Source organism: Kitasatospora sp. NPDC058184 (assembly GCF_042883725.1).
In the GTDB taxonomy this organism is placed as follows: Bacteria; Actinomycetota; Actinomycetes; order Streptomycetales; family Streptomycetaceae; genus Kitasatospora.
This window is the reverse complement of sequence record NZ_JBHVVE010000027.1, coordinates 1-25,035: the sequence shown is the minus strand read 5'-3', so window position 1 is coordinate 25,035 and position 25,035 is coordinate 1. Positions and strand designations below refer to the sequence as shown.

At 73.5% G+C, this 25,035-nt stretch carries 19 protein-coding genes and 1 riboswitch; of the genes, 9 read left to right on the top strand and 10 right to left on the bottom strand.

All coding sequences use genetic code 11. The annotated features are described in order from the left end of the window. Positions 1-27 precede the first annotated feature (27 nt). Both ACFVXH_RS35020 and ACFVXH_RS35015 read right to left on the bottom strand, forming a co-directional pair. Positions 28-1,287, bottom strand: coding sequence for an APC family permease (locus ACFVXH_RS35020; RefSeq protein WP_387829959.1), 1,260 nt, complete (start codon positions 1,285-1,287; stop codon positions 28-30). Positions 1,288-1,469: 182 nt separating this feature from the next. Next, positions 1,470-1,832 (bottom strand): alkylmercury lyase, encoded by a 363-nt coding sequence (locus ACFVXH_RS35015; protein WP_387829957.1) that lies wholly within the window; start codon positions 1,830-1,832, stop codon positions 1,470-1,472. 173 nt (positions 1,833-2,005) lie between these two features. Continuing rightward, positions 2,006-2,182: riboswitch (M-box (ykoK) riboswitch) on the top strand. A 427-nt stretch (positions 2,183-2,609) separates the two neighbouring features. Between ACFVXH_RS35015 and ACFVXH_RS35010 the strand changes: the two genes are divergently transcribed. Then, positions 2,610-3,377 carry an MgtC/SapB family protein gene (locus ACFVXH_RS35010; protein WP_387829955.1) on the top strand — a complete coding sequence of 256 codons (768 nt, stop codon included), beginning with the start codon at positions 2,610-2,612 and terminating at the stop codon, positions 3,375-3,377. A 64-nt stretch (positions 3,378-3,441) separates the two neighbouring features. Then, positions 3,442-3,813 (top strand): VOC family protein, encoded by a 372-nt coding sequence (locus tag ACFVXH_RS35005; protein WP_387829953.1) that lies wholly within the window; start codon positions 3,442-3,444, stop codon positions 3,811-3,813. 19 nt (positions 3,814-3,832) lie between these two features. On the opposite strand, the gene ACFVXH_RS35000 is transcribed toward ACFVXH_RS35005, so the two are convergent. After that, the gene (locus ACFVXH_RS35000; RefSeq protein WP_049650703.1) at positions 3,833-5,158 is read right to left on the bottom strand and encodes a nitrate/sulfonate/bicarbonate ABC transporter ATP-binding protein; all 1,326 of its coding nucleotides are present in this window, start codon (positions 5,156-5,158) and stop codon (positions 3,833-3,835) included. A gap of 76 nt (positions 5,159-5,234) precedes the next feature. Further along, a complete protein-coding gene (locus ACFVXH_RS34995) occupies positions 5,235-6,971 on the bottom strand; it encodes an ABC transporter permease (protein WP_387829951.1) in 1,737 nt (578 codons plus the stop codon). Between the two features lie 384 nt (positions 6,972-7,355). Here ACFVXH_RS34995 and ACFVXH_RS34990 point away from each other — a divergent pair, with 384 nt between their 5' ends. Beyond that, the gene (locus ACFVXH_RS34990) at positions 7,356-8,567 is read left to right on the top strand and encodes an MFS transporter (RefSeq protein WP_387829949.1); all 1,212 of its coding nucleotides are present in this window, start codon (positions 7,356-7,358) and stop codon (positions 8,565-8,567) included. 116 nt (positions 8,568-8,683) lie between these two features. Here ACFVXH_RS34990 and ACFVXH_RS34985 read toward each other — a convergent pair whose 3' ends face one another. The 3 genes from ACFVXH_RS34985 to ACFVXH_RS34975 form a co-directional block, all read right to left on the bottom strand. Then, positions 8,684-9,577 (bottom strand): class I SAM-dependent methyltransferase, encoded by an 894-nt coding sequence (locus ACFVXH_RS34985; RefSeq protein ID WP_387829947.1) that lies wholly within the window; start codon positions 9,575-9,577, stop codon positions 8,684-8,686. A gap of 40 nt (positions 9,578-9,617) precedes the next feature. Next, positions 9,618-9,959 carry a thioredoxin family protein gene (locus ACFVXH_RS34980; protein WP_387829945.1) on the bottom strand — a complete coding sequence of 114 codons (342 nt, stop codon included), beginning with the start codon at positions 9,957-9,959 and terminating at the stop codon, positions 9,618-9,620. 192 nt (positions 9,960-10,151) lie between these two features. Continuing rightward, on the bottom strand, positions 10,152-10,754 hold the full coding sequence (locus ACFVXH_RS34975) for a DUF1349 domain-containing protein (protein ID WP_387829942.1): 603 nt from the start codon (positions 10,752-10,754) through the stop codon (positions 10,152-10,154). A 617-nt stretch (positions 10,755-11,371) separates the two neighbouring features. Between ACFVXH_RS34975 and ACFVXH_RS34970 the strand changes: the two genes are divergently transcribed. Beyond that, entirely contained in the window at positions 11,372-14,137 is a 2,766-nt protein-coding gene (locus tag ACFVXH_RS34970; RefSeq protein ID WP_049650715.1) for an AAA family ATPase, read from the top strand. 9 nt (positions 14,138-14,146) lie between these two features. On the opposite strand, the gene ACFVXH_RS34965 is transcribed toward ACFVXH_RS34970, so the two are convergent. Next, entirely contained in the window at positions 14,147-14,962 is an 816-nt protein-coding gene (locus tag ACFVXH_RS34965; protein ID WP_387829940.1) for an alpha/beta hydrolase, read from the bottom strand. A gap of 232 nt (positions 14,963-15,194) precedes the next feature. On the opposite strand from ACFVXH_RS34965, the gene ACFVXH_RS34960 reads away from it, so the two are divergent. After that, positions 15,195-16,271, top strand: coding sequence for an alpha/beta fold hydrolase (locus ACFVXH_RS34960; RefSeq protein WP_387829938.1), 1,077 nt, complete (start codon positions 15,195-15,197; stop codon positions 16,269-16,271). Between the two features lie 65 nt (positions 16,272-16,336). Here the strand turns inward: ACFVXH_RS34960 and ACFVXH_RS34955 are convergent, their stop codons facing one another. Together ACFVXH_RS34955 and ACFVXH_RS34950 are read right to left on the bottom strand one after the other, a co-directional pair. Next, positions 16,337-19,060: an AAA family ATPase gene (locus ACFVXH_RS34955; RefSeq protein WP_387829935.1), complete on the bottom strand. Its 2,724-nt coding sequence runs from the start codon at positions 19,058-19,060 to the stop codon at positions 16,337-16,339. A 393-nt stretch (positions 19,061-19,453) separates the two neighbouring features. Then, positions 19,454-19,813: a hypothetical protein gene (locus ACFVXH_RS34950; protein ID WP_387829933.1), complete on the bottom strand. Its 360-nt coding sequence runs from the start codon at positions 19,811-19,813 to the stop codon at positions 19,454-19,456. Between the two features lie 431 nt (positions 19,814-20,244). Between ACFVXH_RS34950 and ACFVXH_RS34945 the strand changes: the two genes are divergently transcribed. The 4 genes from ACFVXH_RS34945 to ACFVXH_RS34930 all read left to right on the top strand — a co-directional run bounded on the left by ACFVXH_RS34945 (position 20,245) and on the right by ACFVXH_RS34930 (position 24,825). Further along, positions 20,245-21,420, top strand: a complete 1,176-nt coding sequence (locus ACFVXH_RS34945) for a hypothetical protein (RefSeq protein WP_387829930.1) — start codon at positions 20,245-20,247, stop codon at positions 21,418-21,420. 11 nt (positions 21,421-21,431) lie between these two features. Beyond that, positions 21,432-22,679 (top strand): ATP-grasp domain-containing protein, encoded by a 1,248-nt coding sequence (locus ACFVXH_RS34940; protein ID WP_387829928.1) that lies wholly within the window; start codon positions 21,432-21,434, stop codon positions 22,677-22,679. Then, positions 22,676-23,104 carry a nitronate monooxygenase gene (locus ACFVXH_RS34935; RefSeq protein WP_387829926.1) on the top strand — a complete coding sequence of 143 codons (429 nt, stop codon included), beginning with the start codon at positions 22,676-22,678 and terminating at the stop codon, positions 23,102-23,104. The genes ACFVXH_RS34940 and ACFVXH_RS34935 overlap by 4 nt, the downstream gene beginning before the upstream one ends. Before the next feature lie 485 nt (positions 23,105-23,589). Further along, complete coding sequence (locus ACFVXH_RS34930; protein ID WP_387829922.1) at positions 23,590-24,825, top strand: IS701 family transposase; 1,236 nt, start codon at positions 23,590-23,592, stop codon at positions 24,823-24,825. Positions 24,826-25,035: the final 210 nt, after the last annotated feature.

Here is a 25,035-nt window from a genome sequence, read left to right as displayed (position 1 = left end):
TAGCCGCCGGGACGGTGCTCCCGTCCGTCAGGCGCGGGCGGCGGCCCTGCGCAGGCAGTAGGCGGCGGCACCGGCCGCGATCACCGCGGCTCCCCACAGGACCGAGGAGGGCGGCAGGGCGAAGGCCAGGAGCACGCAGCCGACGGCGCCGACGACGGGCACGATCCGCACGGGGCCCTTCACGGGGGTGAGGGTCCAGGCGGACACGTTCGCGATGGCGTAGTAGGCCAGCACACCGAAGGAGGAGAAGCCGATCGCGCCGCGGACGTCCGTGGTGGCGGCCAGGACCGCGACCACCGCGCCGACCGCGAGCTCGGCGCGGTGCGGCACCCGGAAGCGCGGGTGGACGGCGGCCAGGACGTGGGGCAGGTGCCGGTCGCGGGCCATCGCCAGGGTGGTGCGCGAGACCCCGAGGATCAGCGCGAGCAGCGAGCCGAGCGCCGCGACGGCCGCCCCGGTGCACACGACCGGGGCGAGCGCGGGGACGCCGGCGGCTCGCACGGCCTCGGTGAGCGGTGCGGCGGTGTGGGCGAGCCGGTCGGGCCCGAGCACGGCGAGCACGGCCACGGCGACGGCCGCGTAGACGACGAGCGTGATGGCGAGCGCGGTGGGGATCGCCCGGGGGATGGTCCGCTTCGGGTCGCGGACCTCCTCGCCGAGGGTGGCGATGCGCGCGTAGCCGGCGAACGCGAAGAACAGCAGGCCGGCGGCCTGGAGCACCCCGCCGAAGGTCGCGTCCGCACCGACGGCGAGCCGAGCGCCCTCGGCGGCGGGGCCGGTCAGGCAGGCGGTGACCACGGCGGCGAGCACCGCCAGGACGACGGCGACGATCCCCCGGGTCAGCCACGCGGACTTCCGTACACCGACGTAGTTCACCGCGGTGAGCACCACCACCGCGGCGACCGCGACCGCGTGCGCCTGTCCGGGCCACACGTAGGAGCCCACCGTGAGGGCCATCGCCGCGCAGGAGGCGGTCTTGCCGACCACGAAGCCCCAACCCGCCAGGTAGCCCCAGAACTCGCCGAGCCGCTCACGGCCGTAGACGTAGGTGCCGCCGGACTCCGGGTAGCGGGCGGCCAGCCGGGCCGAGGAGGTGGCATTGCAGTACGCCACCACCGCGGCCAGCGCGAGGCCCGGCAGCAGACCGGACCCGGCCGCGCCGGCGGCCGGCGCGAGCGCGGCGAAGATCCCCGCGCCGATCATCGACCCGAGCCCGATCACCACGGCGTCGAACACACCCAGGTGGCGCCCCAGCTCCCCGGCCCGGGCCGCTGCCGGTGTCCCCATCGCTCGCTCCTCGACCACGGCCCACGGCCGTTCCGGACTTCGGTTCCGGCGCACGCTATAGGAGCAAGGTGTCGAGCCGGCCTCGCGGACCGGACCGAGGCGAGGGCCTGGCCACCGCCCGCGAGCCAGGACGCCTCACCGTCAGTCGGCACGAGCCCGCGGGTCGGTCCCCGCGGAGCACGTCATCCGACCTCGCGGGTGGCGGACCGGGCCGGGGCACCGAGCACCCGCCGCAGCTCCTCGACGCTCGGCGCCCCGTCCACCCGGCCGTCCGCGCTCCGGTAGAGCCGGCAGGACACGCTCGGCGGTGTTCCGGGGGCGGCGAACGGGTCGGTCCCGTCGACCAGCAGGGTGGGCGAGCCGTGCATGCCCAGGCGTTCGGCGTCCTCCTGGTCCTCGACCACGTGCCGCACCAGCCCGACGCCCGGCAGGTCGGCCAGCACCACGGCGAGCCGCTCCGCCAGCACCGACTCGTTCGGGCACTGCGGAACCGTCAGCATCTCCAGCCGCACGGCCGCCACCTCCTTCGTCCTCGTCGTCAGCACCGTTCACGCTAGACCGGATCACCGCCCGGCGCGGTGGGTGCCCGGGATTGGCGAGGTGAGGGGTCAGGCGGCCGTCACGTGGCCCCACTCTCCGCATGAGCCGGAAAGGTAAAGATTCTACCAAGTGCGCAAGTATGCCCGCGGCGGAGGACTATGCTTTTCGAGGTTTGAAGAAGGCACCTCGTTCGGTGAGGCTTCTTCACGGACACAGGCCACTGATCCGACGACGTCGAGAGACGCCCAGGGTTAGGACAGATCCTCCCGACCTAAGGGTTGATCCGAAGTGGCTTCCGGCCTATGCGGCCGGACACGCCGTGGAGTGCCAAAGCTCTGACGAGTTGGGGTGAGTCGGCCGCTGTTTCCGCGCGCCGGCGAACTCCTTGCCGTGTCGATCACACGCACCACGGGGTGCGTCGACCGGGAGGAGGCGAGAGACATGGATTGCAGTAGTCCGGGCCACAGTCGCCCCTTCCCGCGCCTGCCCTCGTACACCTCCGGCACGCGGTAGCCACCTTCCCCGCGCGCACACGCGCCGCTGCGTCACGCCCGCCCGACGGCTTCGCCGTGCCCTGCGGCGTCGCGTCCTCGCAGCGCGCAGCGCGGTCTCCACCGGTTGCGATATCGGCACGGGTGCCCCGCGCACCTACCCGCCGATCGTGACGGTCCTGGTCGTCATCACGATCGTCCGGACCGCCCCGGGCGGCTGCCCGCATCGCACCGGGAGCGCCAGCCGCGTGCCACCGTCCGTCCCCCTCCTCCCGTGAAGGAGGTGCCGTCGTGCACACCCTGACCACCGTCGACTTCCTGGTACGGCTCGCCACCGGCGTCGCCTGCGGCGCGCTGATCGGCGTCGAACGCCAGTGGCGGGCCCGGATGGCCGGCCTGCGCACCAACGCCCTGGTCGCCGCCGGCGCCACCCTGTTCGTGCTCTACAGCGAGGCCGTCGGCGACGCCGCCAGCCCCACCCGGGTCGCCTCCTACGTCGTCTCCGGCATCGGCTTCCTCGGCGGCGGCGTCATCCTGCGCGACGGCGCCGGCGTACGCGGCCTCAACACCGCCGCCACACTCTGGTGTTCGGCCGCCGTCGGAGTCCTCGCCGCCTCCGGCAAACTGCGGTTCGCCGTCCTCGGCACACTCGCCGTCCTCGTCGTCCACCTCGTCCTGCGCCCCGCCGGCCGACTCCTCGACCGGGCCCCACAGGCCGGCAGCGACCCCGACTCCACCACCCGCGCCACCGTCCACCTGGAATGCGACCGCAAGTCCGAGACCCACATCCGGGCCCTGCTGCTCCAGGCCCTCGCCGCCTCCGGACTCGCCCCCACCGGCCTGCGCGCCCGCCGCACCGACAACGGCGACGCCACCAGCCTGCGGGCCACCGTCGCGATCGCCCGACAGATCGCCCCGGCGCTCGAACAGGTCGTCACCCGACTGTCCTTGGAGCCCGGCGTACGCGACCTGCACTGGCACCTCGACGACGGCCGCGACTCCGCCGAGCAGCCGACAGCCGGGCACCCGACGACAGCCGCGGAGCCGGCACTCGCCTGAGGACGGCCCACTCCCAGCCGCCCGTCGAAACCACCCCGACCACCCCGACCGAGAGGACACCGCAGTGATCACGGCCCTCGACCACGTCCAGCTCTCCGCACCACCCGGCAGCGAGGCACTGCTGCGCGCCTTCTACGGCGACGTCCTCCAGATGGCGGAGCTGCCCAAGCCCGGGCCGCTGACCGGCCGCGGTGGCTGCTGGTTCGCCGCCGACGGCGGCCGGGTCCGGCTCTACCTCGGCGTCGAGGAGCGCTTCCGCCCCAGTACCAAGGCCCACCCCGGCCTCGCGGTCTGCGAGATCGACGACTTCGCCCACCGGCTCGCCGAACTCGGCGCGCAGGTGGTCTGGGACGACAGCCTGCCGCCCCAGCGCCGCTTCTACACCACCGACCCCGTGGGCAACCTCCTGGAGTTCGTCGAAGCCGCGGCCCCCTGACCGGACGGGGCCGGGCGCGTCACAGCGCGGCTTCCGCCCCGGGTTCGAGCTCGAACTCGGCGTCGTCGGCGTCGTAGTCGTACAGCTCCGCGTACCGACCCCAGTCGATGGCGGTCTCCAGCTGCCGGCGCGCGCCGACCGGGTCGAAGCCGCGCCGCAGCAGGTCGAGGAAGAGGCCCTCGCGCAGGGTGTGGTCCTCGGTGGCCGCCAGGGACTGGACGATGGCGCGCACCAGCGGGGCACGGCGGGCGGCCAGCCGGGCGAAGAGCTGCTTGCTGGCGAGGATGTCGGCGGCCGCGAACTCCCGGCCGACGCCGGTGACCGCGATCCGGCCGGCCATGGTGGTGGCCAGGCCCAGCAGGACGGCGGCGTCCACGATCGGCAGGAGGTCGTCCACCTCGAAGTTGAGCTCGTCGGCGATCTCCGCGAGGCTCTCCTCCCCGCCCATCGCGAGCAGGATCTCCAGCAGGCCGGCGAGGCCGCCCACGCTCGCCTGCGGCAGCGGGACGGTGATCGGGGTCTCGACCGGACGGGCGGCCGGTCCGGCGCCGGCGGCCGCGCCCTCCTCCCGTCCGGTGAGGATGCCGTAGACCGTGTCGACCAGCGCCTCGAACTGCGGGGTGCGGCGGTCGCGGGGCCGGGTCAGGTCCACCGTGAGTTCGGCGCGGATCCGCCCGGGGTTGGAGGAGAGCACCAGGATCCGGTCGGCGAGCAGCACCGCCTCCTCGATGTTGTGGGTGACGATCAGGATCGCCTTGACCGGCGCCTCGTGCCCTTCCCACAGGCCCACCAGCTCGGAGCGCAGGTTCTCGGCGGTCAGCACGTCCAGCGCGGAGAACGGTTCGTCCATGAACAGCGCGTCCGGCTCGACCACCAGGGCCCGGGCGAACCCGACCCGCTGCCGCATGCCTCCGGACAGCTCCTTGGGGTAGGCGCCCTCGAAGCCGTCCAGCCCGATCAGGTCGATCGCGTCCAGCGCCCGTCGGCGCCGCTCCTCCTCCCCCACCCCGCGGGCCCGCAGGCTGAGTTCGACGTTCTGCTGGACCGTCAGCCACGGCAGCAGCGCGAACGACTGGAAGACCATCGCCACCCCGGGGTTGGCGGCGGTGAGCGGATCGCCCCGGTAGGAGACGGTGCCGGACGACGGGGCGATCAGGCCGGCCAGGCAGCGCAGCAGGGTGGACTTGCCGGAGCCGGACTTGCCGAGCAGGGCGACGATCTCGCCCTCGACCAGGCGCAGGCCGATGTCCTCCAGCACCGGCAGGGCCCGCCCGTCGGGGGTGGTGAAGGTCTTGGTCACGCCGACCGCCTCGACGATCGGGGTGTGGACGGTGCTGGTGGTCATCGCGCTCCCTCGGTCCTCGGCCTCTCGGTCCCTCTGTCTCGCCGTCCCGCTGTCTCGCCGTCCCTCGGTCCCTCGGTCAGAGTGCGTAGCGGGTGTCGGCGATCCGGTAGAGCCTGCGCCACAGCAGGCGGTTGAGGGCGACGACGTAGATGCTCATGACGCTGATCCCGACCAGGATCCTCGGGAAGTCGCCGGTGGCGGTGGCGGCGGTGATGTAGGCGCCGAGCCCGGTCGCGGTCAGGTGGTGGGATCCGTAGTCGACGACCTCGGCGACGATGGAGGCGTTCCACGCGCCGCCCGCCGCGGTGATCCCGCCGGTGACGTAGTACGGGAAGACCGCCGGCAGGATGAACGCGCGCCAGCGCAGCGTCCCGCTCACCCCGAAGCCGGTCATCGCCTCGCGCAGGTCGGAGGGAATCGCGTAGGCGCCGGCGATGACGTTGAACAGGATGTACCACTGCGCGCCCAGGGCCATCAGCAGCACCGCGCCGACGTTCAGCGAGATGCCCACCGCCACGAAGAGCACCGTGGCGAAGGGGAAGAGGAAGTTCGCGGGGAAGCTCGCCAGCACCTGCACCACCGGCTGGGCGAAGCGGGTGACCTTGGGGTTCATGCCGATCCACACGCCGATCGGCACCCACACCACGGTCGCCGCGACGAGCAGGACCACGACCCGGCTGAAGGTGACCGCGCCCAGCCACAGGGCGTGGACGAACTCGCCCAGCCCGACCGTGGCGTCGACGTAGTCGAGGGCCCGCCAGGTGCCGAGCAGCACCACGGCCGTCACCGCGCCCGCGAAGAACACGTCCCCGGTCCGCTCGCGCGCCGCCGGAGGGGCCAGCGGGTGCTCGGCCAGGCCGAAGGCCCGGGTGCCGCGGTCGAGCGCCGTGCCGACCGGCCGCAGCGGCCGTCCGAGCAGCTCCGGCACGCTGGAGCGGCGCAGGAGGTCCAGCACGGCGCTGCGCGGCCGCTCGGCGGCCTCCGACTCCTCCACCCGGAACCGCTCCGACCAGGCCACCACCGGCCGCCAGAACAGCACGTTCACCCCGACCACCATCACGACCATCACCGCGATCGCGACGCCCACCTTCCCCAGGTCCCCCTCCTGGATCGCGGCGGCGGCGTAGGACCCGATGCCCGGCAGGGCGTACTGGTGCCCCAGGACCCTGATCGACTCGGACGCGGCGAGGAAGAACCACGCCCCGCCGAAGCTCATCATCCCGTTCCACACCAGCGGGATCATTCCGCCCGGCACGTCCAGCTGCCAGAACCGCTGCCACTTGGTCAGCCGCATCACCCGGGACGCCTCGTCCAGTTCCCCGGGCTGGCTGGTCAGCGAGGCGTAGAAGGCGAACGTCATGTTCCACGCCATCGACGTGAAGATCGCGAAGATCGACGCGCACTCCAGCCCCAGCGTGGAACCGGGGAAGAGGTTGATGAACGCGGTCACGGTCACCGACAGGAACCCCAGCACGGGCACCGACTGGAGGACGTCCAGCACCGGCAGCAGCACCTTCTCCGCCCGCCGCATCCGCGCCGCGGCCGTGGCGTAGACGAAGGTGAACAGCACGGAGACGACGAGCCCCACGAACATCCGCAGCAAGGACCGCACCGCGTAGTACGGCAGGTCCGACGGATCGGTCGACACCGTGGACGGCGCCTGCTCCGGCAGGAACGGCGCGTCCAGCGACGGGGCCAGCCGCAGCAGGCCGTACAGCAGCCCCACCAGCGCCGCCGTCACCAGCACGTCCACCCAGCGCAGTGCCGGGCGCCGCCACACGCCGCGGGAAGGGAACCCGCCCTCGCCCGACATCCGCACCACCCTCCGAAGCCCCTGGTCACCGCCGTCCGCGCCACTGAACCACGCCCGGCCCGCCGGACCGCCCATCCCCGGGCACGCGACGGGACCGCTCACCGGCACGGACCAATGCCCCGGGCCCTGTGGTGTCTCAGGCCGCGAGGCCGACGTCGAGGACCTGGGCGGCACCGGCGGGGCGATAATTCCGGCCGGTCTCCGTGGCCCGCCTGTTAGGCTCCGCGGGTGTTCATCGTGATGTTCATCTGACGGTCCTGGGTCCCTCCCGCCCAGGTTCTGATCCGTCGAGGGTGCGGTTCCGCATGCCCTCCGGACTTCGATCACCGTCAGACGTCGGCGGCCGCGCACACGACTCCGGCCGCGCATCATCGGAGCCTCCTCATGCTCGCAGTGCTTCTCCTTCCCGGCGCGCTTCGCGCCTTCCTCCCCGCCCTGGTCGCCCGGTCCGCCCTGGCGATGGGCGGCCTGGCCCTCCTGCTCGCCGTCCAGGCCAGTACGGGTTCGTACTCCCAGGCCGGCTTCGCCACAGCGACGTTCGGGATCGCCAACGTCGTCGCCGCCCCTTGGCGCGCCCGGGCCGTCGACCGGCTCGGGCAGCGGATCGCGCTCACCGCCATGGCGGCAGGCCAGGCCTCGGGGTTCGTCGCCCTCGCGCTCGTCGCGGGAGCCGAGGGCGTCGCGGATGCCTGGTTCCTCGTCCTCGGCGCGGTGGTCGGCCTGACGGCGCCGCCCCTGGGGGCCGCGATGCGGATGATCTGGGCGTCGCTCACGACGGCCGGCGACCAGCGGACGAAGGCGTTCAGCATCGACGCGGTCTGCGAGGAGCTCCTCTTCGTCGGCGGTCCCGTCGTCATCACCGCGGTCATCGTGGCCACGTCTCCCGCCACCGGCCTCTGGGTGACCGCCGCCACGGTCTTCCTCGGCACCGCGGCGATGACGTCCAGCGCGTCGTCGGGGGCGCTGCGCGGAACCGGAGGGGGTGTCGCGCGGGGTGACCGCCCGCTCCAGCAGCCGGGATTCGCACGGGTGTTGACCGTCCTCGTGGGCGTCGGCGGCGTGCTCGGCGTCGCGGAGATCGCGGCGCCGGCCGTCGCCGCGCAGCGTGACGCCGTCGCGGCCTCGGGCTGGCTCCTGGCGGCCTTCGCCGGCGGAAGCGCCCTCGGCGGGTTCCTCTACGGGCAGCTGAAGCTCACGTCGGGCATCGGCGCGAGGCTGTTCACCCTGTGCACCGGCATGGGGCTCGCCGCGGTGCTCGTGTCCCAGCTGCACCCGCTCGGTCTCTTCGCCGCGGGCCTCGCCCTTGTCGGCCTCTTCCTCGCCCCCTCCCTCATCACCGGGTACCTCATCGCCGACACCGTCGTCCCGGAGTCCGGCCGGACGGAGGCGTCGACCTGGATCAACACCTCCGTGAACCTCGGCGCCTCGCTGGCGTCCGCCGCGGCCGGAATCGTCATCGACGAGTCCGGCGGCTGGTTCGCCCTCCTGCTCGTGGGAGCGATCGCTCTAGCCCTCGCCACGGCCGCGCCGTTCGCACGACTGCGCGAGATGGAGCGGCCCGCGGCCCCGGCTCCCGATCGTTGCGAGAACGGCTGACGATCCCGTTGGCGTCACCGACGCCGACACCGGGCCCGGACCCGGACCCGGACCGGCCACGACGAGCGACGAGGCCGCAGCTGCTGGGCTGCGGCCTCGTCACGGTGAGGAGCGTTTCAGTGCCGAACGCCGCCGTGGCACAGCCGGGCGGTGTGGACGGTGTCGGCCGTGAGGTAGAAGGCGTCGGGACGTCCGAGGATGCCCGCGGACGTGTCGCTGTCCAGGAGCTGCTCCAGCGTTGCGCGGTCCTCCGGATCCAGCCGGTCACCGATCCGGTCGCGCAGCCGGGTCAGACGCAGGTGCAGGTACTCCCGCGCCGACATCCCGAGGGGGGACGTGAGATCGGTGAAGAAGCTGCGCGTTCCGCTGGGGACGAGCCCGGCACGGGCGAGCATGGCCGGCCAGTCCTCCACCGTCGCGGCCGCGCCCGGCAGTTGGTCGCGCATCGCGCCGAAGGCGTCCTCGGCGGCCGCGTCCAGGCGGGCCTGCAAGCCCGGACGCCCCGCGCCGATGTCGCGGGGCAGGAAGCGCGGGGGAAGCCCGCTCTCGGCGACGGCGAGGAGTCCGCCCGGCCGCAGGCCGGCGACCAGGGAGCGCAGTGCCGCCTGCTGGTCACCCACCTGCTGGACGCCGTGACGGCTCCAGATCAGGTCGGCGGCACCCAGCGCGTCGAACTCGCCGCTGACGTCCGTCAGTTGAGTGACGACGCGGTCCGCCACCCCCTGAGCCGCCGCACGCGAACGGACCTGCTCCAGGAGGCCGGGCGACCGGTCGACGGCTACGACCTCGGCGTCCGGGAAGGTCTGCGCCAACAGGCAGGTCACCACGCCCGGCCCGCTGCCGACGTCCAGCACCCGGTGGACGGGAGCGTGTCCGCCGCCGCCGATCCGCAGCAGACCCCGCAACCACTCCACGGCCCGCAGGAGAGCGGGGGCGTGCACACCGGCTTCGCGTTCCCGGAGCGCGCCGGAGGCGTCCCACCCGAGGTCCTGGTCGTGCTGCGGGTTCATGAGTCCATGCCTTCCTTCGTGGGTCGGTCCGGGTCCGCGCTCAGCGGAGGAAGGGGGCGAGCTGGCGCTCCAGGACCGGCTTCGGCGCGGCACCCGTCCACGCCGTCGAGACGGCGCCGTCGGCGTAGACCACGAAGGCGGGGATCGACGTGACCCCGTGCCGCTCCGCCAGTCCGGGCTCCTCGTCGACGTTGATCTTGACGACGTCCAGGACGCCCGCGTGCTCGGCGGCCAACGCCTCGACGATGGGAGTGACCCTGATGCACGGCCCGCACCACGCGGCCCAGAACTGGACCAGGACGGGGCGCTCCGCCTTCAACACGCGGGCGGGGAAGGTCTGTTCGGTGACACTCTCCACGAAGCGGGTGGACTTTGCGGCCATGGTGGGGCTCTCCTCTTCCGGTGCGTTCGCGCACGAGCGCCGCTCCCGGCGGGACCGGACCGGGACCGGGGCGGCGCTCGAACCTCAGCTCCGAGGGTGCGCCCGCAATCGCGGAGGCGGCAAACAGACTTGCCGTTTCCGCAAATATGGTTCCTGGTTCAGGGAAGGTGCGGGGGCCGGGGCACGCTCGGCCTACGCCGCGGCCGGGTCGTGGAGCGACGCGTCGGCGGGCCCCTGACGGAAGCCGGTGAACCGTACCTGAAGGCCCTCGCGCTGCGGGGAGCAGCAGAAGGGGCCGGCTGATGCCACCGCCTCCGGCGCCAGCGGGGCGAGCCGGACCATGCGCCACGGGTCGTCGTCGCGACGGGCCCGGATCGTCAGGGCATCGCCGACGCGGCTGGCCCGGACGGTGATGTGGCGCCCGCTCCAGTCCGGCACGGGGGCCAGGGACCAGTCGGACTGGCCGCGGGTGACGACGGCGCCCAGGTGCGGGACGCCGTCCGTCATCTCCACGCCGGCCTTGATCCACGTCCGCTCGTCCACCCGGACCATGAGTCCGGCCTGGTCGTAGAGGGCGTCGAAGTCGGCGACGAAGGTCACTTCGACGGCGCTGGCGTCCGGCAAGGGGGTCAGCAGCGCGTGCCCGTCGTCCCGGACGAAGCCGTAGCTGGTGGTGCGCCAGAAGTCGCTGCGGTCCCGGGTGGTGACGAGCAGCCCGGAGCCGTCGTGGACGGCGTCCAGCGGAGGGTTGAGCCAGGTCGCGTCGTCCCAGCCGATGGTGTGCTGATCGCTCATGTCTCTGCTTCCGTTGTGCGGGTGGGGCGCTCGGTCGGTGTTCGTCGGCCCCGGACTCCTCCGCGCCCGTCGACGCGAGGGAAACCCGTCGAGCGGCGGGCGTCTACGGGTGGTGGAGGGCGTCGGCGTGGCGTCCCGTCAGCAGGCCCCCGGGGGCCAGGAGGATGCCGGCCCCACCGTGCCCGTGCCGGACACCGGCCGCCCCCGGCCAGGGTACTGGCCAGGGTTCGACACTGGCTCGACGGGCCCGTGGTCCCGGGATCGTGGTCGGTGGACGCCGCACGGCTTCCATGGCCGCGAAGGAGCTGACGGGGGTGGGGCCTGTTGGCAGGGGCTTCCGGCGTCGGCACGACCGCCCTGGGGCCCGCACGCCGACCAGCGCCGGACGCCTTGCCGGCCTGCCGGAACCACGGGTGGACGGGCTCCGCGGCGACGACGCCCGGACGTTGCTCGACTCGATGCCGCCCGGTCCGGTGCACCCCCGCGTGCGGGACGCGATCGTCGTCGAAGCACGCGTCACCCCGCCGGCGCTGCGGGAGCTGCCGCGCGGTGGGAACGAAATCAGGAAGGGGCAAGGGGACATGACCGGGTTCCAGCGATGGGGCGTCACCACGGCGATGGTGGGCCGCGAGGACGAGCAGGCGGAGCTCGCGGCGTTCGTGACGGCCGCGACGGGCCAGGCGCTGGTCCTGCGGGGGGAGACGGGGGTCGGCAAGAGTTCGTTGTTGAGCCACGCCGCCGCGCTGGCGGAGCGGGAGAGCCAGGTCGTCATCCGGGCCGCCGGTGTCGAGGCGGAGTCCGAGCTGCCCTATGCCGGGCTGCACCAGGTCCTCCATCCGCTGCTCACCGACGTCGCGCGGCTGGACGACGGGACCCGGGCGGTGTTCGACGCCGTGTTCAGCGGAGTGCGGGGCGATCCGCCGTCGGTCATGGCGCTCGGCATCGCCGTGCTCAGCCTGCTGTCGCTCTCCGCCGCGCAGCGGCCGCTGCTGCTGGTCCTCGACGACGCGCAGTGGCTGGACGACTCCAGCGCCGACGTCTGCGGCTTCGTGGGCCGACGCCTGGCCGGCGGCCCGGCGAAGATGCTGGTCGCGGTCTGCAGCGACATCACGTCCCGCTTCGACACCGCCGCACTGCCCGAACTGCCGGTCACCGCCCTCACCGACGAGGACGCGGCCCGCCTGCTGGACCACCGGTACCCGGAGCTGAGCCGACAGGTCCGTCGGATCGTCCTGGAGCGGGCCCGGGGCAACCCGCTGGCCCTGCTGGAGCTGCCCGCCCACTTCGCCGGCCGGTCGAGCGATCTCCCGGTCGAAGACCTGGTCGGCCAGCACGGCGTGCCGTTGCCCCGACGGCTGCAACGGCTGTTCGGCACCCGCATCGCCGCCCTCGACGAGCGGGTGCGGACCGAGCTGCTGATGGGCGCGCTCGACGGCGCCGGGGCCCCGAGCGGCACCGACACCGTCCCCGGCACCCGTTACGGCATGCGTGACGCCGACACGGCGGTGGCCGCGGGGCTGCTGGACGTCGAGGTGGTCACCGGCGATCTCGTCTTCCGGCACCCGCTCGTACGGTCCGCCGTCGTGCGGATGGCCACTCCCAACCAGCGCCGCGCCGCCCACCTGGCGCTGGCACAGGTTCACCGGGAGAACCTCGAACGCCGGGCGACGCACCTGGCGGCGGCAACGGTCGATCCGGACGAGGACGTCGCCGACATCCTGGAGGCGGCGGCCGAGTCGGCGACCCGGCGCGGCGGCGCGCTGGCGGCCGTGGCCTGGCTGACCCGGGCCGCCGAGCTCAGCGAGACCCACACCGGCCGGTCCCGGCGCCTGGCCGACGCGGCCTTCGTCGCCGCTCACGCCGCCCGCCTCGGCCAGGCGCACCGGCTGGTCCAGGCAGACCTCACGCCCGGCTCGACGGGGTCGCCGGCCTCGGTGCTGGCGGCCGCCTACCGGGCGCTCCACCAGGACGGGGACGTCCGCTCCACGCACCGCCAGGTCTCGGCCGCGATCGAGAAGCTCCGGGACGGCGGGTCGGCCGTCGCGTCGACTGTCGGCGAAGCCGAACCTGACGAGGTCCTCACCCGGCTGGTGGTCCTGCTCCTGACGATCAGCCAGTACAGCGGGGACCGCGCGGCCTGGGAGAGCACGCACGAACTCCTCGCCTCCCTGGGCAGCCTCCTCACCCGACGCTCGCGTCTCTACAGCGGCACCTGGAGCGACGTGACCAGGCACGGAGCCGGCTTCGCCGGGCCGGTGCGACAGGCCGCCGCGACCCTGCCGGACCTGGAACCCTGGGACGTCACGCAGTTCGGCGCGGCCGCGTACCACCTCGACCTCCTGAGCCACTACCGCCCCCACCTGCAGCGTGTCGTCGACCGCGAGCTGGAGACCGGGGCCGTGGCAACCGGCATGGTCATGCTGCACCAGATCATGCTCGACCAGTTGACGGTCGGAGAATGGGCCGAGGCCGAGGACACCGGACAACGCGGCCTGGACTTGGCGACCGAGCACGGCCACCAGCTGTTCGCCGCCCAGAGCCGCGCGTACCTGGCCCAGCTCGCGGCGCTGCGCGGACAGGTCGGGCGGGCCCGGGACCTGCAGGCCGAGGTGGACGCCTGGGCCCGCCCGCGCGGACTGGGGTTCCTGACCCAGGTCGCCGACGCCGCCGGCGCGACCGCCGCGCTGAGCTCCGGCGACTACGAGACCGCGTACCTCTACGCCATCGGCATCACCCAGCCGGGTGAGTTCCGGCCCTACGCCTACCAGGCCTCGCGCACCCTGCTCGATCTCGTCGAGGCCGCCCGGCACACCGGACGCGTCGACCAGGCCCGGGCGCACGCCCTCGCCGCCCGCGACGCCGGTCTGCCGGAGGTGTCGCCCCGCCTGGGGCTGATCACCTACGGCGCGCTGGCGATGACCGCCGAGGACGAGCGGGAGGCCGCCGAGATGTTCACGCGCGCCGAATCCCAGCCGGACGCCACCCGCTTCCCGTTCGAGCTGGCCCGGATCCGGCTGGCGCACGGCATCCGGGTGCGCCACGTCCAGGGCCCGGCCCCGGCGCGGCAGTACCTGGTCCCGGCGGCCGAGGTGTTCGAGCGGCTGGGCGCGGCCGGCTGGACCGAACGGGCCCGGGCCGAACTGCGCGCCACCGGGGCCCCGCCCCGCGTCCCGACGCTGACCGTGGCCCCGCTGACCTGGCAGGAACGCCGCATCGCCGACCTGGCCGCCGGCGGTCTGACGAACAAGGAGATCGGCGCGCGGATGCACCTGTCGCCGCGTACCGTCAGCTCGCACCTGTACCGCGTCTTCCCCAAGCTGGGCATCACGGCCCGGGCGGCACTGCGCGACGCGTTGAGCCGGACCGACGCGGCGCAGGTCTGATGCCCGCGCTCACCCCTGTGGGGCCACGGCCTCGACGCCGTTGGCGGCCAGCCAGCCGAGGACGTGGTCGGCGACCGAACGCCAGCCGCTGTCGAACACCAGGGAGTGCCCCCGATCGGCGAACTGCTTCAGGTCCGTCACGGCGGAGGAGTCGCCGTAGAGCTTGTAGACCGAGCGGGTCACGACGTCCGGGACCATCCGGTCCTCCTGGCCGGAGACCAGCAGCAGCGGTCCGCGCGCCGTATTGGCCGTGTCCACGACGGTGCCGGCCGGCCCGGTGGCGGTGCCGTCGAGTCCGAGGTCCGCGAGCAGCCGGAGCGGGGCCGGGACCGCGTACCGGTCGAAGAGCTGCTCGGCCTCCCCCTCTCCGACCGTGTTGACGACGAGGTGTCGGAACCGGGCGCGCGGCAGCTGCCCGAAGCCCGGGTGCCGGGTCGGGCCGGCCGACATCAGCGGCCACGGCCGGGACCGGCCGTCGGCCGGCGGCACACCGCCGGCCGGCAGCGGCGCGAGGGCGACGGCGGCGCGGCCGAGGTCGGCCCCGAGGAGGTGCTGGGCGATGAGGCCGCCGGCCGAGTGCCCGATGAGGACCGGCGGGTCGTCGAAGCCGCGCACGACCTGCTCGTAGTGGGCCGCGAGCGCGGCGAGCCCGAGGTCGCGCGGCGGGCCGGGATCGCGGCGGGCCTGGTCGGCGGTGTGGGCTTCGCCGGGCCAGCCCGGGACGCACACCGCGTAACCGTACGCGGTGAACCGCTCGGCCCAGCCCTCCCAGGAGGACATGTGGAACCACGCACCGTGGATGAGGACGACGGGGGTTTGTTTCACGGCCAGACCTTCCGAATTGCACGCACGACGATCCGCCGGCATCACGGCGCTCCATCGAGGATCACCGAGCGGCAGGCCGGCGGACACAGTCGAATGACTGAATCCGGCGGCCCGGCAGACCCTTCGCGGGTCCGCGGGCGTCTTCCCGCGTCTCGACGTCATGTGACCGATGCGTCCGGCCGGCGGCCGGAGAACAGTGGAGGCACCAGCGGGTCTCCAGGAAGGATCAGACATGATCGACAGGCGTGCCTTCACCAAAGCGGTCGGTCTCGGCGTGGGCGCCACGGCCGTGTCGGTCGGCGCGGTCTCGAACGCGCCTGCCGCCCTCGCGGCCGGTTCCGACCGGCCCGGCCGCCCGGCCCCGGTCATCCCGGTCATCCCGGCCGTCACCGCGGGCACCCACACCACGTTCACCGACCTGAAGCGGGTCCAGGCCGGCGTGCTCGACATCGGCTACGCCGAGGCCGGGCCGAAGCACGGGCCCGTGGTCATCTGCCTGCACGGCTGGCCCTACGACATCCACAGCTATGTCGACGTGGCGCCGCTGCTGGCGGACGCCGGCTACCGGGTGATCGTGCCGTACCTGCGGGGCCACGGCACCACCACCTTCCTGTCCCCGACGACCGTCCGTACCGGGCAGCAGTCCGCGATCGCCCTCGACGTCATCGCCCTGATGGACGCCCTGAAGATCCCCGAGGCGGTGCTGGCCGGCTTCGACTGGGGCTCGCGGGCCGCCGGCACCGTCGCGGCGCTGTGGCCGGAGCGGGTCAAGGCCCTGGTGGCGGTGAGCGGTTACCTGATCGTCAACCTCCCCTCGCAGAAGAACCCGCTGCCGCCGAAGGCCGAGCGCACCTGGTGGTACCAGTACTACTTCGCCACCGACCGCGGCCGCGTCGCCATGGAGACCAGGCAGAACCGGCACGACCTGTGCCGACTGGTGTGGGAGGAGACCTCCCCCACCTGGAGGTTCGACGACGCCACCTTCGAACGCACCGCGGCGGCGTTCGAGAACCCCGACTACGCCGCCATCGTGATCCACAACTACCGCTGGCGTCTGGGCCTGGCCGACGGCGAGCGCCGCTACGAGCACTACGAGCGGCTACTCGCGGCCCGACCGCCCGTCACGGTGCCGGCCATCGCCGTGGACCCCGCCCTCGACCCGTTCCTGCCCACCACCGACGGCAGTGGGTACCGGAAGTTCTTCACCGGCCCCTACGAGCACCGCGTCCTCACCGGCATCGGCCACAACGCGCCGCAGGAGGCGCCGACGGCGTTCGCCCAGGCCGTGGTGGACGCCGACCATCTGTGACCCCTGCTGATCCCGCACGGCCGTCACCGCACGGCCGTCACCGCATCGCCGTCACCGCACGGCCGTCACCGCACGGACAGGGCGCCGTCGATCTCTCGACGGGAGGAGATCCCCAGCTTGGCGAAGACCTTGCGCAGGTGCCACTCGACCGTACGGGGGCTGAGGAAAAGGTGCTCGCCGATCTCCGCGTTCGGGTGCCCGGCGGCCGCGAGGCGGGCGATCCGCGCCTCCTGCGGGGTCAGGACCGGCGCGCCGACGGTCCTCTTGCGAACCGTCTCACCGGTGGCGAGCAGCTCACGCCGGGCCCGCTCGGCGAACCCCTCCATACCCGTGCGCCCGGCCGCCTCGTACGCCGCCCGCAGCTCGGTACGGGCCTGCGCGCGCCGGTTCCGGCGGCGCAGCCACTCCCCGTACAGCAGTCGGGCCCGGGTCTCGAACACGCCGAGCCCACCGCGGCCGAAGTGGTCGACGGCCTCGCGGTAGCGGTCCTCGGCCTGCTCGGGTGCTCCGGTCAGGGCTTCGGCGACCGCGTGCGCGCCCAGGGCCCAGGGCGTGCCGGCCCGGCTCCAGTCGGCGAGCCGCTCGCGCGCCCCGGCCGCCACGGCCGGCTCGCCGGCCCTGGTCGCGGCCTCGACCAGCTCGCCGCACGTCCAGACGTGCACCACGAGGTCCTGGTACTCCCCGCCCCGGAGCGCCGCTTCCATGGCGAGCGGATAGTTGCCCAGGCCGTTGTGGAGCACAGCCCTCGCGCACGCGGCTACGCCGACGAGTCGGCCCAGGCCGCGCTGCTCGCCCTCGTGTTCCATCGCCTCGATCGCTTCCAGGGCCGGTCGTTCCCGTCCCTGGTACGCGCTGATCAAGGCCGCCGTGGCCGTGCGCGCCACCGAGCCGGTGACCTTGTCCAGGGCCGCGGCCTCGGCCAGCAGGTCGCCCGCCGGGGAGAAACGCCCCGCGAAGCCCAGCGCGGACGCCTGGTAGGGCAGCGCCGTCGAGAGGAGCGACAGGGTTCCCGTCCGGCGTGCGAAGCGGACCGCCCGGCCGCCGATGTCCAGCCAGCCCTGGAGATCGCCCAGCTCCGCGGCGGCGTTCGCGGCCGCCCACAGGACGGACGGGTCCTCCTCGTCGGTGAGGGAGCGCAGCGCCCGTGCCAGCTGCGGGAAGACGGCAGCCGGCCCGTCCACGCTCCGGGCGACCAGGGCCCTGAGGAAGACTCCCGCCGGCTCGTCGCCGGGCGGCAGGTCCCGAGCGGCCTCGGCGACCCGGCACAGTGCGCCTTCGTCGTACCGGCCGACCCAGATGGCCGCGTCGTACGCCGCGAGGCAGGTCTCCCGCGCGAGGGCCGGGTCGAGGTCCCTGAGCCGACCCGCCGCGTCGAGCAGCGGCTGCACCGCGCCCCTCCCCGAGTCGGTCATGGACGACGCCTTGGCCCGCAGCCGGTCGGCATGGGCCTGCTGCAGCCGGTCCAGCGGCCCCAGCTCCGCGGCGGCGAGCAGGTCGGGCACCCGGGCCGGCACGCCCGCGGCGACATGGGCCGCCGCGGCCGCCAGTGCGCGCCGCGCCCGCGCCTCCGGGCAAGGGGTGAGCGCGGCGGCACGTTCCAGGAAGGAGGCGGCGGCCGCCCGGCCGCCGCGTGCCAGGGCCCGGTCGGCGGAGCTCTCCAGTGCGGCCGCCACCTGTTCGTCCGGCCCGACCGCGGCGTGGGCCCGGTGCCAGGCCCGCCGGTCGGGGTCGCGCTCGGCGTCGGTGGCCTCGGCCAGGGCCGCGTGCGCCGCGTGCAGCGCCGCGGCATCCGCGCCGCGCCACACCGCCGAACGCACCAGCGGGTGCCGGAACCGCACGGCGGCTCCCAGGGTGATCAGGTCCGCGGCCTCGGCCGGCGCCACGGCCTCCGGCCCGATGCCCAGCAGACGCAGGGCGTGCCACAACAGCGGCCCGTCGCCGACCGGTTCGACCGCCGCGACCAGCAGCAGGGCGCGGGTGTCGGCCGGCAGGGCGTCGACGCGCCGGCGGAAGCCGTCCTCGAGCCGGGTCGCCAGCGGGCCGGCGCCGGGCCCGCCGAAGCCGAACGCCAACTCCGCCGGCGACAGGCCCCGGGGCAGCTCCAGCAGGGCGAGCGGATTCCCGCCGGTCTCGGCCACGATCCGGTCCCGTACCCGGGCGTCGACCGGCCCCGGCAGCACGCCGTCCAGCAGCGCCCGGGCGTCGGCATCGGCCAGCCCGCCCAGCGGAAGGTCCGGCAGACCGGAAAGGCCCTCGTCGTCCGAATTCCCGTCGGTGATCCGCTCGGCGAACACCAGCGCCACCGATTCCGCGTCCAGCCGGCGCCCGACGAACGCCAGGATTCGCCGGGACATCAGGTCCAGCCACTGCGCGTCGTCGACCAGGCACACCAGCGCGGACCGGGCCGCCGCCTCGGCGAGGAGCCCGAGGACCGCGAGCCCCACCAGCAGCATCTCGGGCGGGTTTCCCGTGCTCAGGCCGAACGCGACCCGCAGCGCGTCCTGCTGCACCTCCGGCAGCCGGCCGAGGTGCGACAACAGCGGGGCGCACAGCCGTTGCAGGGCCGCATAGGCGAACTCGGCCTCGGCCTCGACACCGGTCGCGCGTACCACCTGCCACTGCCCCGCCTGCCCGGCCAGATGGTCGAGCAGCGCCGACTTGCCGACACCCGCCTCACCCCGCAGCACCAGCACCCGGCTGCGCCCGTCGCCCACCTCGCGCAGCAGACGGTCCAGCACCTCCACCTCCCGGGTACGCCCGATGAGCTGGTGGTTCGCGGACTGCGGCATGGCACCTCCGGGGAGAGTTCCTCCCGGAGGAGCTGCACCCATCCTACGAAGGGCGGGGCCGGCCGAGTCGCACGGGTTCCGTCACGACCGGCGCGCGGCGGTCAGCCGGCGGCACGCGCGGTGGTGCGGGGCCCGGCACCACCGCGCCGTGTCACCTCAGCGTCCTGAAGGCGGCGCGGAGTTCTTCGGCCAGGAGCCGCGGCTGCTCCCGGGCGGCGAAGTGGCCGCCCCTGTCGACCTCGTTCCAGTGGACTCCTCGTGTCGGAACGGGATGTGAGGTGTTCCGCCCGCCGTCGGGCGTCACCGGCCCACCCGGCCCCCCTCGTGACCGGGGCATCGAGGCCTCCGTGCGGAGAGGTCGCCGAGGGCCGTACCGCCCTGGTCCGGGTGGCGTCAGGCCGGGACCACCCGGTAGCTCAGCACCGGCCACGGCAGGTTGAACTGGGCCAGCGAGCCGGTGGCCCACGGGGTGGCGCCGGAGCAGCCCGCGCCGGAGTACAGCACCACGGACGCGGAGCCGGAGGCGACCTGGACCGATCGGGCGGGTGCCGCCAGCGTGTGGCACGTGCCGAAGTCGTCGAGGTCGACCGCGGTCACCGCGCCGCTCCCGCCGGCGCCCGAGTAGAGGCGGGCGCCCGGCTGCAACGGAGGCCAGCCGGCGGCGTGTGCCGTTCCGGCACCGAGGCCGGTCAGGGCGGCGACGACCATCGCCGTGGCGGCCGAGCCGCGGAGCACGGCCCTGGGTGTGAGCATGTGAATCACCTTTCCGTGTGTGTGATGGTGCCGCCGGAGGGACCGGGCCCGGTTCTGCGCCCGGAACACCCGGCCACTGCCGGCGACCGCTCCGGCGCTGTCGGACAGCGGGCTGCTGATGACGGGAGGCACAGACGGGGCGCCGCCTTCGGGGCGGGCGTGTGCTCTCCATCATCGGCTCGGTACTTCTGTTCCACATCGGTCATTTGACGGTGCGTCCGCTCTGCCCTGGACTCCTCGTCCAGCCCGGACCAGGACCGCTCACCCCGGTCTCGGCTCACCGCCCGACGTGGCCGACGCGGTCAACCGGTCGGCCCCCGCCGTCAGATGACCGATGTGCCGACGCGTGGCGGTGAAGCACGCTTGGACCCGCGGGCAACACCAACCCCAGCGCCGTCACGGCCCGTCGCGGCGGCCGGCAAGGAGAAGACGTGAACAGCAGCCAGCTCTTCGACGGTGCCGCACACCCCCGGCAGCACACCTCTCCCGCCCCCGATCGCTCGGGCTCACCGCTGCGCGACTACGTCCTGGGCAGCCTTCCCGCCGCCCTCGGCGACCTTTCGGCAGGGCGCCTGACGTACCATCAACTTGCCGATTCCCAGGAGCAAATGCTCCGGAACGTCACTCCGCAGTGCCTCTCCGAGGACGACGAGCGGACCGCGCGTCTCCTCCAGCTCGATCTGCTCTTCCTGCTCAGCGGCTACGCGCCCGCGGGGCCGCAGGCCGCACCCCGCGCCCTGGCCGAGCTGATATCCGCCCAGTGCGGCAGGTTCCCCGCCCTGGATCCCCATCTGAGCTATGAGCTCCTGATCGACGTCAACTGCGAGGAACACCGGCGCAGCGGGGACATCCGGGTGTTCTCCGCGGGACGGGACGCCCCTCACGAACGGGACTTCTACCTCGGCCACCACCTCTCCGAACCATGGGCCAAGTCGGCCGCCTACGGCCTGCGCTCGCTGGTCCTGCCGACGGCCGCCGCCCGACCGGCCGCGGTCCTGGACGACGTCGTCGAGCACCTCGCGGAGTTCACCCGGTACATGGCCAGGTACCGCAAGCTGTCCCAGCAGGCGTTCAACCGGTTCCGCCCCTACCACATGGGGCATCCCGGCGGCCCGCGCGGCGCGAGCGGTGCGTTCATGCCCAGTGTCCACCTCCTCGAACTGGCCCTGCTGCCGCCGTCGAAGGAGTACGGCGTCTTCCTGGACCAGTCGATGTCCTACTTCCCCTCGTGGTCGCGGCCCGCCATCGCGCGGTGGCGCGGCGATTCCATCCGCGGGGCGAACGTGTCCCAGCGGCTGCGGGAGGGACGGCTGGTGCTCGACCACGCGGGGCGCGCCCGGCTGGTCAGGGTGATCGACAAGTTCGTGGACTTCCGGATGGCGCACCTGGGCGTCACCCGGCACGCGCTCCCCGAGGCGTTCCGGGAGCGGACCGGGCTGACCCGTCGCGGTATCCACGAGCAGGGCGGCGAACACGACATCCTGGACGGCCGGGACCCCGGCACGTCGGGGTTCAGCGTCCGGCACGTGCTCACCAACGCGGTGTACCGGCTCCTCGCGCTTCGCGCCGATCTCATCCACCCCGGCTCCGCTCCGGCCAACCAGTAGGCAGGCAACCGATGTCAGCATTCCGTGTCGCGGTCGTCGACGCGTTCGGCACGTCCTCCGGGTTCACCGGCGCCTTCGGCGCACTGGGCGGCGAGGTGATCCAGGTCCGGAGCACTCCCGCCCCTCCGGTCGGACTCGATCCGGTGGACGACCGGGCCTTCGGTCATGTGCTCGTCCACGACGGCGAGTTGGACGTCCTGACCGCACAACTCGCCGCGCTGGGGCCGGTCGCGGTCCTGGCCGGTCGCGAGACCGGGGTGGAGCTCGCCGACGCCCTCTCCGAACGGCTGGGGCTGGCCTCCAACGGCACCGCCCTGAGCAGCGCGCGGCGCGACAAGTACGTGCAGATCGAAACGATCAAGGCTCAGGGCGTCCCCGGCATGCGGCAGCTGCGAACCGGTGACGAGGCCGAACTGCTGGCCTGGCACGAGGAACTGGGCGGGACCGTGGTCGTCAAACCCCTGCGCGGCTACTGGGGCGACGGCGTGTCGTTCTGCGACGCTCCGCAGGACTCGGTCGCCGCGCTGCGCGCGCTCCGCGACCGCCGCGTGGTGCTGGGCGAGCCGATCACCGAGGTCGTCGCCCAGGAGTACCTGGTGGGCGCCGAGTACATCGTGAACACGGTCAGTTGCGCTGGTGTGCACCAGCTGACCGACGCCTGGCGCACCGAGCGGATCCAGGCCAACGGGGTCCGGGACCTGGTGACCGCGCAGGTGCTGCTGCGCTGCGACGAACAGCCGGTCGGCGAGCTCTTCGGCTACGGCCGCCGGGTGCTGGACGCCCTCGGCATCCGGTACGGCGCGGCACACCTGGAGATCAAGCTGACCCCGGACGGCCCGCGACTGGTCGAGGTGGGTGCCCGTGTCTCGGGGCTGCCCTACTACACGGCCGAGGTCCTGGGCGAGGGCCAGCTGGAGTGGACCGTCGACGCCTACGTCCGGCCCGAGCGGTTCCGGGCCCGGGCGGGCCGGCCCTACCAGCGGCAGCACGCGTTCGCCTGGGCGGCACTGGTCGCTCCGGCCACGGGCCGGCTGCGGGGCTACCGCGCGCTCGACCAGCTCGAGCAACTGGCGAGCTTCCACTCCCTCACCGAGCTGGTGAAGCCCGGTGACGCCATCACCTCAACCACCTACGACCGCGAGTATCCGGTCACCCTGACGCTCAGCCACCCGATGGACGCCGTTCTGCAGCGCGACCTCAACACGGTGCGCTACCTGGACGGCCCCGGGATGTACGAGATCACCCCGGCGGCCGATTGACAGGTTCACCGGCCGGCGGCCGGACACCCCCGCCGACCACCGCGACGAAGTACCGCAACTGGCGCAACTCCACACCCCAGGTCGGCTCCGCCGACGCGGCTGAACGTGCCGTCGACGACGGCGTGGAGGTCGTGGTCGCCCAGGGCTGGGAGGCTGGCGGGCACACCTATGGCGGTCTGCCCACCATCGTCGGTGTGCCCGCCGTCGTGGACGCCGTGGGAGATCGCGCCCTGGTCCTCGCCGCGGGCGGAATCACCGACGGGCGTCAGGTCGCCGCGGCCCTGTGCCTGGGCGCCGACGGCGTGTGGGTGGGTACCCGCCTGGTCGCCTCGCGCGAAGCGCAGGTCCATCCCGAGCACCACCGCCGCCTGGTCGCGGCGCTGGGCGAGGACACCGTACGCACCGGGATCTTCGGCCCTGAGTAGCCGGAGTTCAATCCGATGCGGGTGCAGCGCGACCGTGTGGTGTCCGAGTGGAACGACCGACTGGCCGAGGTGCCGACCGTCCGTGGCGGACTCGAACAGGTCGGTACCACAGTCTTCCAGGGACAAGAGACCGTGCTGCGCACGTTCAACGTGCTACCGCCCGCGCCCGCCACCGAGGCCGACTGGGAGGAGATGCCCTGGCTGATGGGGCAGGGCATCGGCCTCGTGCACGACATCCGGCCCGCCGGACACGACCGTGTCCGACGACATGGCCACCTTCACGGCGCCCGACGGCCCAAGATGCTTTCCGGGGCCGGAGATGGGTCAGCACGGCCCGAGCGTGGACGAGAGTCAAGCCTCGCAGAGAGCAGTCGCCCTTCGCTCGCTCAACGACTCACCTGATCGGCAGGACACTGCCTAGTCGTGCTTTGTTACGTGCTGCGCGGGGTCTGGGCATGTCGGCTGTTCGGCGGTTCGCTGTCGGTGTGACTCCGGACGAACTGGCAGTGTTACGTGATGAGTTGGAGACGTTCGCAGCGGACGTGTTCGGTCCGCCGCGACGTTCCGATCAGCAGGACAAGGGCCTGAGCTACCTGCGTGGCCTGTTGCTGGACGGGCGGCGCAAGTCGATGCAGCCGATGGCCGAGCGCCTGGGCGTCGACCACCAGCGCTTGCAGCAGTTCATCTCCTCCTCGACCTGGCCGGTCGAGGAGGTCCGCGCCCGGATCGCCCGGCGGGCCGTGCAGGCGCTGGCACCGGCCGCCTGGGTGATCGACGACACCGGGTTCCCGAAGGACGGCACGGCCTCGCCCGGGGTCGCCCGCCAGTACTCCGGAACACTCGGCAAGATCGGCAACTGCCAGATCGGGGTGAGTGTCCACGCGGTCACCGACACGGCGTCCTGTCCGCTCGACCGGCGCCTGTTCCTGCCCGCTGCCCGGGACCCGGAACATGCTGCGGATGAGGCCGCCGCCGCCCGCACCAGGCGGCGGCGGGCCCACTGCCGCATCCCGGCGGATGAGGGCCACCGGCCGAAGTGGCGCCTGGCGGTGGAGATGCTCGACGAGCTCGCCGCCCGGCACCTCACCCCGCCGGTCGTGGTCGCCGATGCCGGCCACGGTGACAACGCCCACTTCCGCAACGCCCTCGACGAGCGGGGCCTGCACTGGATCGTGCGGGTCAAGGGCCTGGCAACCGCCCACCCGCCGGACGCGGTCCCCCGCCGGCCGCCCTACGGCGGACTCGACCCCCGCCCCAAGCCCCGCTACCGCACCCGACCTGTCCCGCCGGCCGGGCACGTGCGGGCCGCCGGCCGAGCGGCGGCCCGCACGATCACCTGGCGACACGGCCCCCGCGACCACCTGACCAGCGGCTTCATCGTTCTACGGGTCCGGCTGGCCGGACACCGGCCCCGGATCGAGAAGGACGGCACCGTTCCCGCGTGCCGGCTGCCGGCCCAGTGGCCCGCCCACCTGCCGGAGCCGTCCCACTACCGGGTTTCCAGCCTGCCCACCGACACACCCGTCGAGGACCTGGTGGGCCTGGCCAAGATCCGCTGGCGGATCGAGCACGACTACCGCGAGCTGAAGACCGCCCTGGGACTCGACCACTTCGAGGGACGTTCCTGGACCGGCTGGCACCGCCACGTCACCCTCGTCACCGCCGCCCACCTCTTCGTCACCCTCACCCGGAGCCGCCCAAAAGTGCCTGCTCGGGCATGACCCTCTACCAGGTGGTCAGAGCCCTCCAACACCTCCTGGCCACCTGGAACGGCACATGCCCGACCTGCCAACGACCACTGCCCAGACCAAGACCAGCCCCGACCTAACAAAGCACTACTAGGGCCTGTGTGATGTTGTGATCAGTTGGGTGGTCGCACGAGGTCGTCTATCCAGATCATTGAGGCGCGGAGGTGGAGGCCTGCGAGGTAG

What these genes read in the sequence shown, in the direction of transcription:
- ACFVXH_RS35020 (WP_387829959.1), bottom strand. Translation starts at nt 1,287, where the DNA reads ATGGGGACACCGGCAGCGGCCCGGGCCGGGGAGCTGGGGCGCCACCTG.
- ACFVXH_RS35000 (WP_049650703.1), bottom strand. Translation starts at nt 5,158, where the DNA reads ATGACCACCAGCACCGTCCACACCCCGATCGTCGAGGCGGTCGGCGTG.
- ACFVXH_RS34995 (WP_387829951.1), bottom strand. Translation starts at nt 6,971, where the DNA reads ATGTCGGGCGAGGGCGGGTTCCCTTCCCGCGGCGTGTGGCGGCGCCCG.
- ACFVXH_RS34990 (WP_387829949.1), top strand. Translation starts at nt 7,356, where the DNA reads ATGCTCGCAGTGCTTCTCCTTCCCGGCGCGCTTCGCGCCTTCCTCCCC.
- ACFVXH_RS34985 (WP_387829947.1), bottom strand. Translation starts at nt 9,577, where the DNA reads ATGAACCCGCAGCACGACCAGGACCTCGGGTGGGACGCCTCCGGCGCG.
- ACFVXH_RS34980 (WP_387829945.1), bottom strand. Translation starts at nt 9,959, where the DNA reads ATGGCCGCAAAGTCCACCCGCTTCGTGGAGAGTGTCACCGAACAGACC.
- ACFVXH_RS34975 (WP_387829942.1), bottom strand. Translation starts at nt 10,754, where the DNA reads ATGAGCGATCAGCACACCATCGGCTGGGACGACGCGACCTGGCTCAAC.
- ACFVXH_RS34970 (WP_049650715.1), top strand. Translation starts at nt 11,372, where the DNA reads ATGGTGGGCCGCGAGGACGAGCAGGCGGAGCTCGCGGCGTTCGTGACG.
- ACFVXH_RS34960 (WP_387829938.1), top strand. Translation starts at nt 15,195, where the DNA reads ATGATCGACAGGCGTGCCTTCACCAAAGCGGTCGGTCTCGGCGTGGGC.
- ACFVXH_RS34955 (WP_387829935.1), bottom strand. Translation starts at nt 19,060, where the DNA reads ATGCCGCAGTCCGCGAACCACCAGCTCATCGGGCGTACCCGGGAGGTG.
- ACFVXH_RS34950 (WP_387829933.1), bottom strand. Translation starts at nt 19,813, where the DNA reads ATGCTCACACCCAGGGCCGTGCTCCGCGGCTCGGCCGCCACGGCGATG.
- ACFVXH_RS34940 (WP_387829928.1), top strand. Translation starts at nt 21,432, where the DNA reads ATGTCAGCATTCCGTGTCGCGGTCGTCGACGCGTTCGGCACGTCCTCC.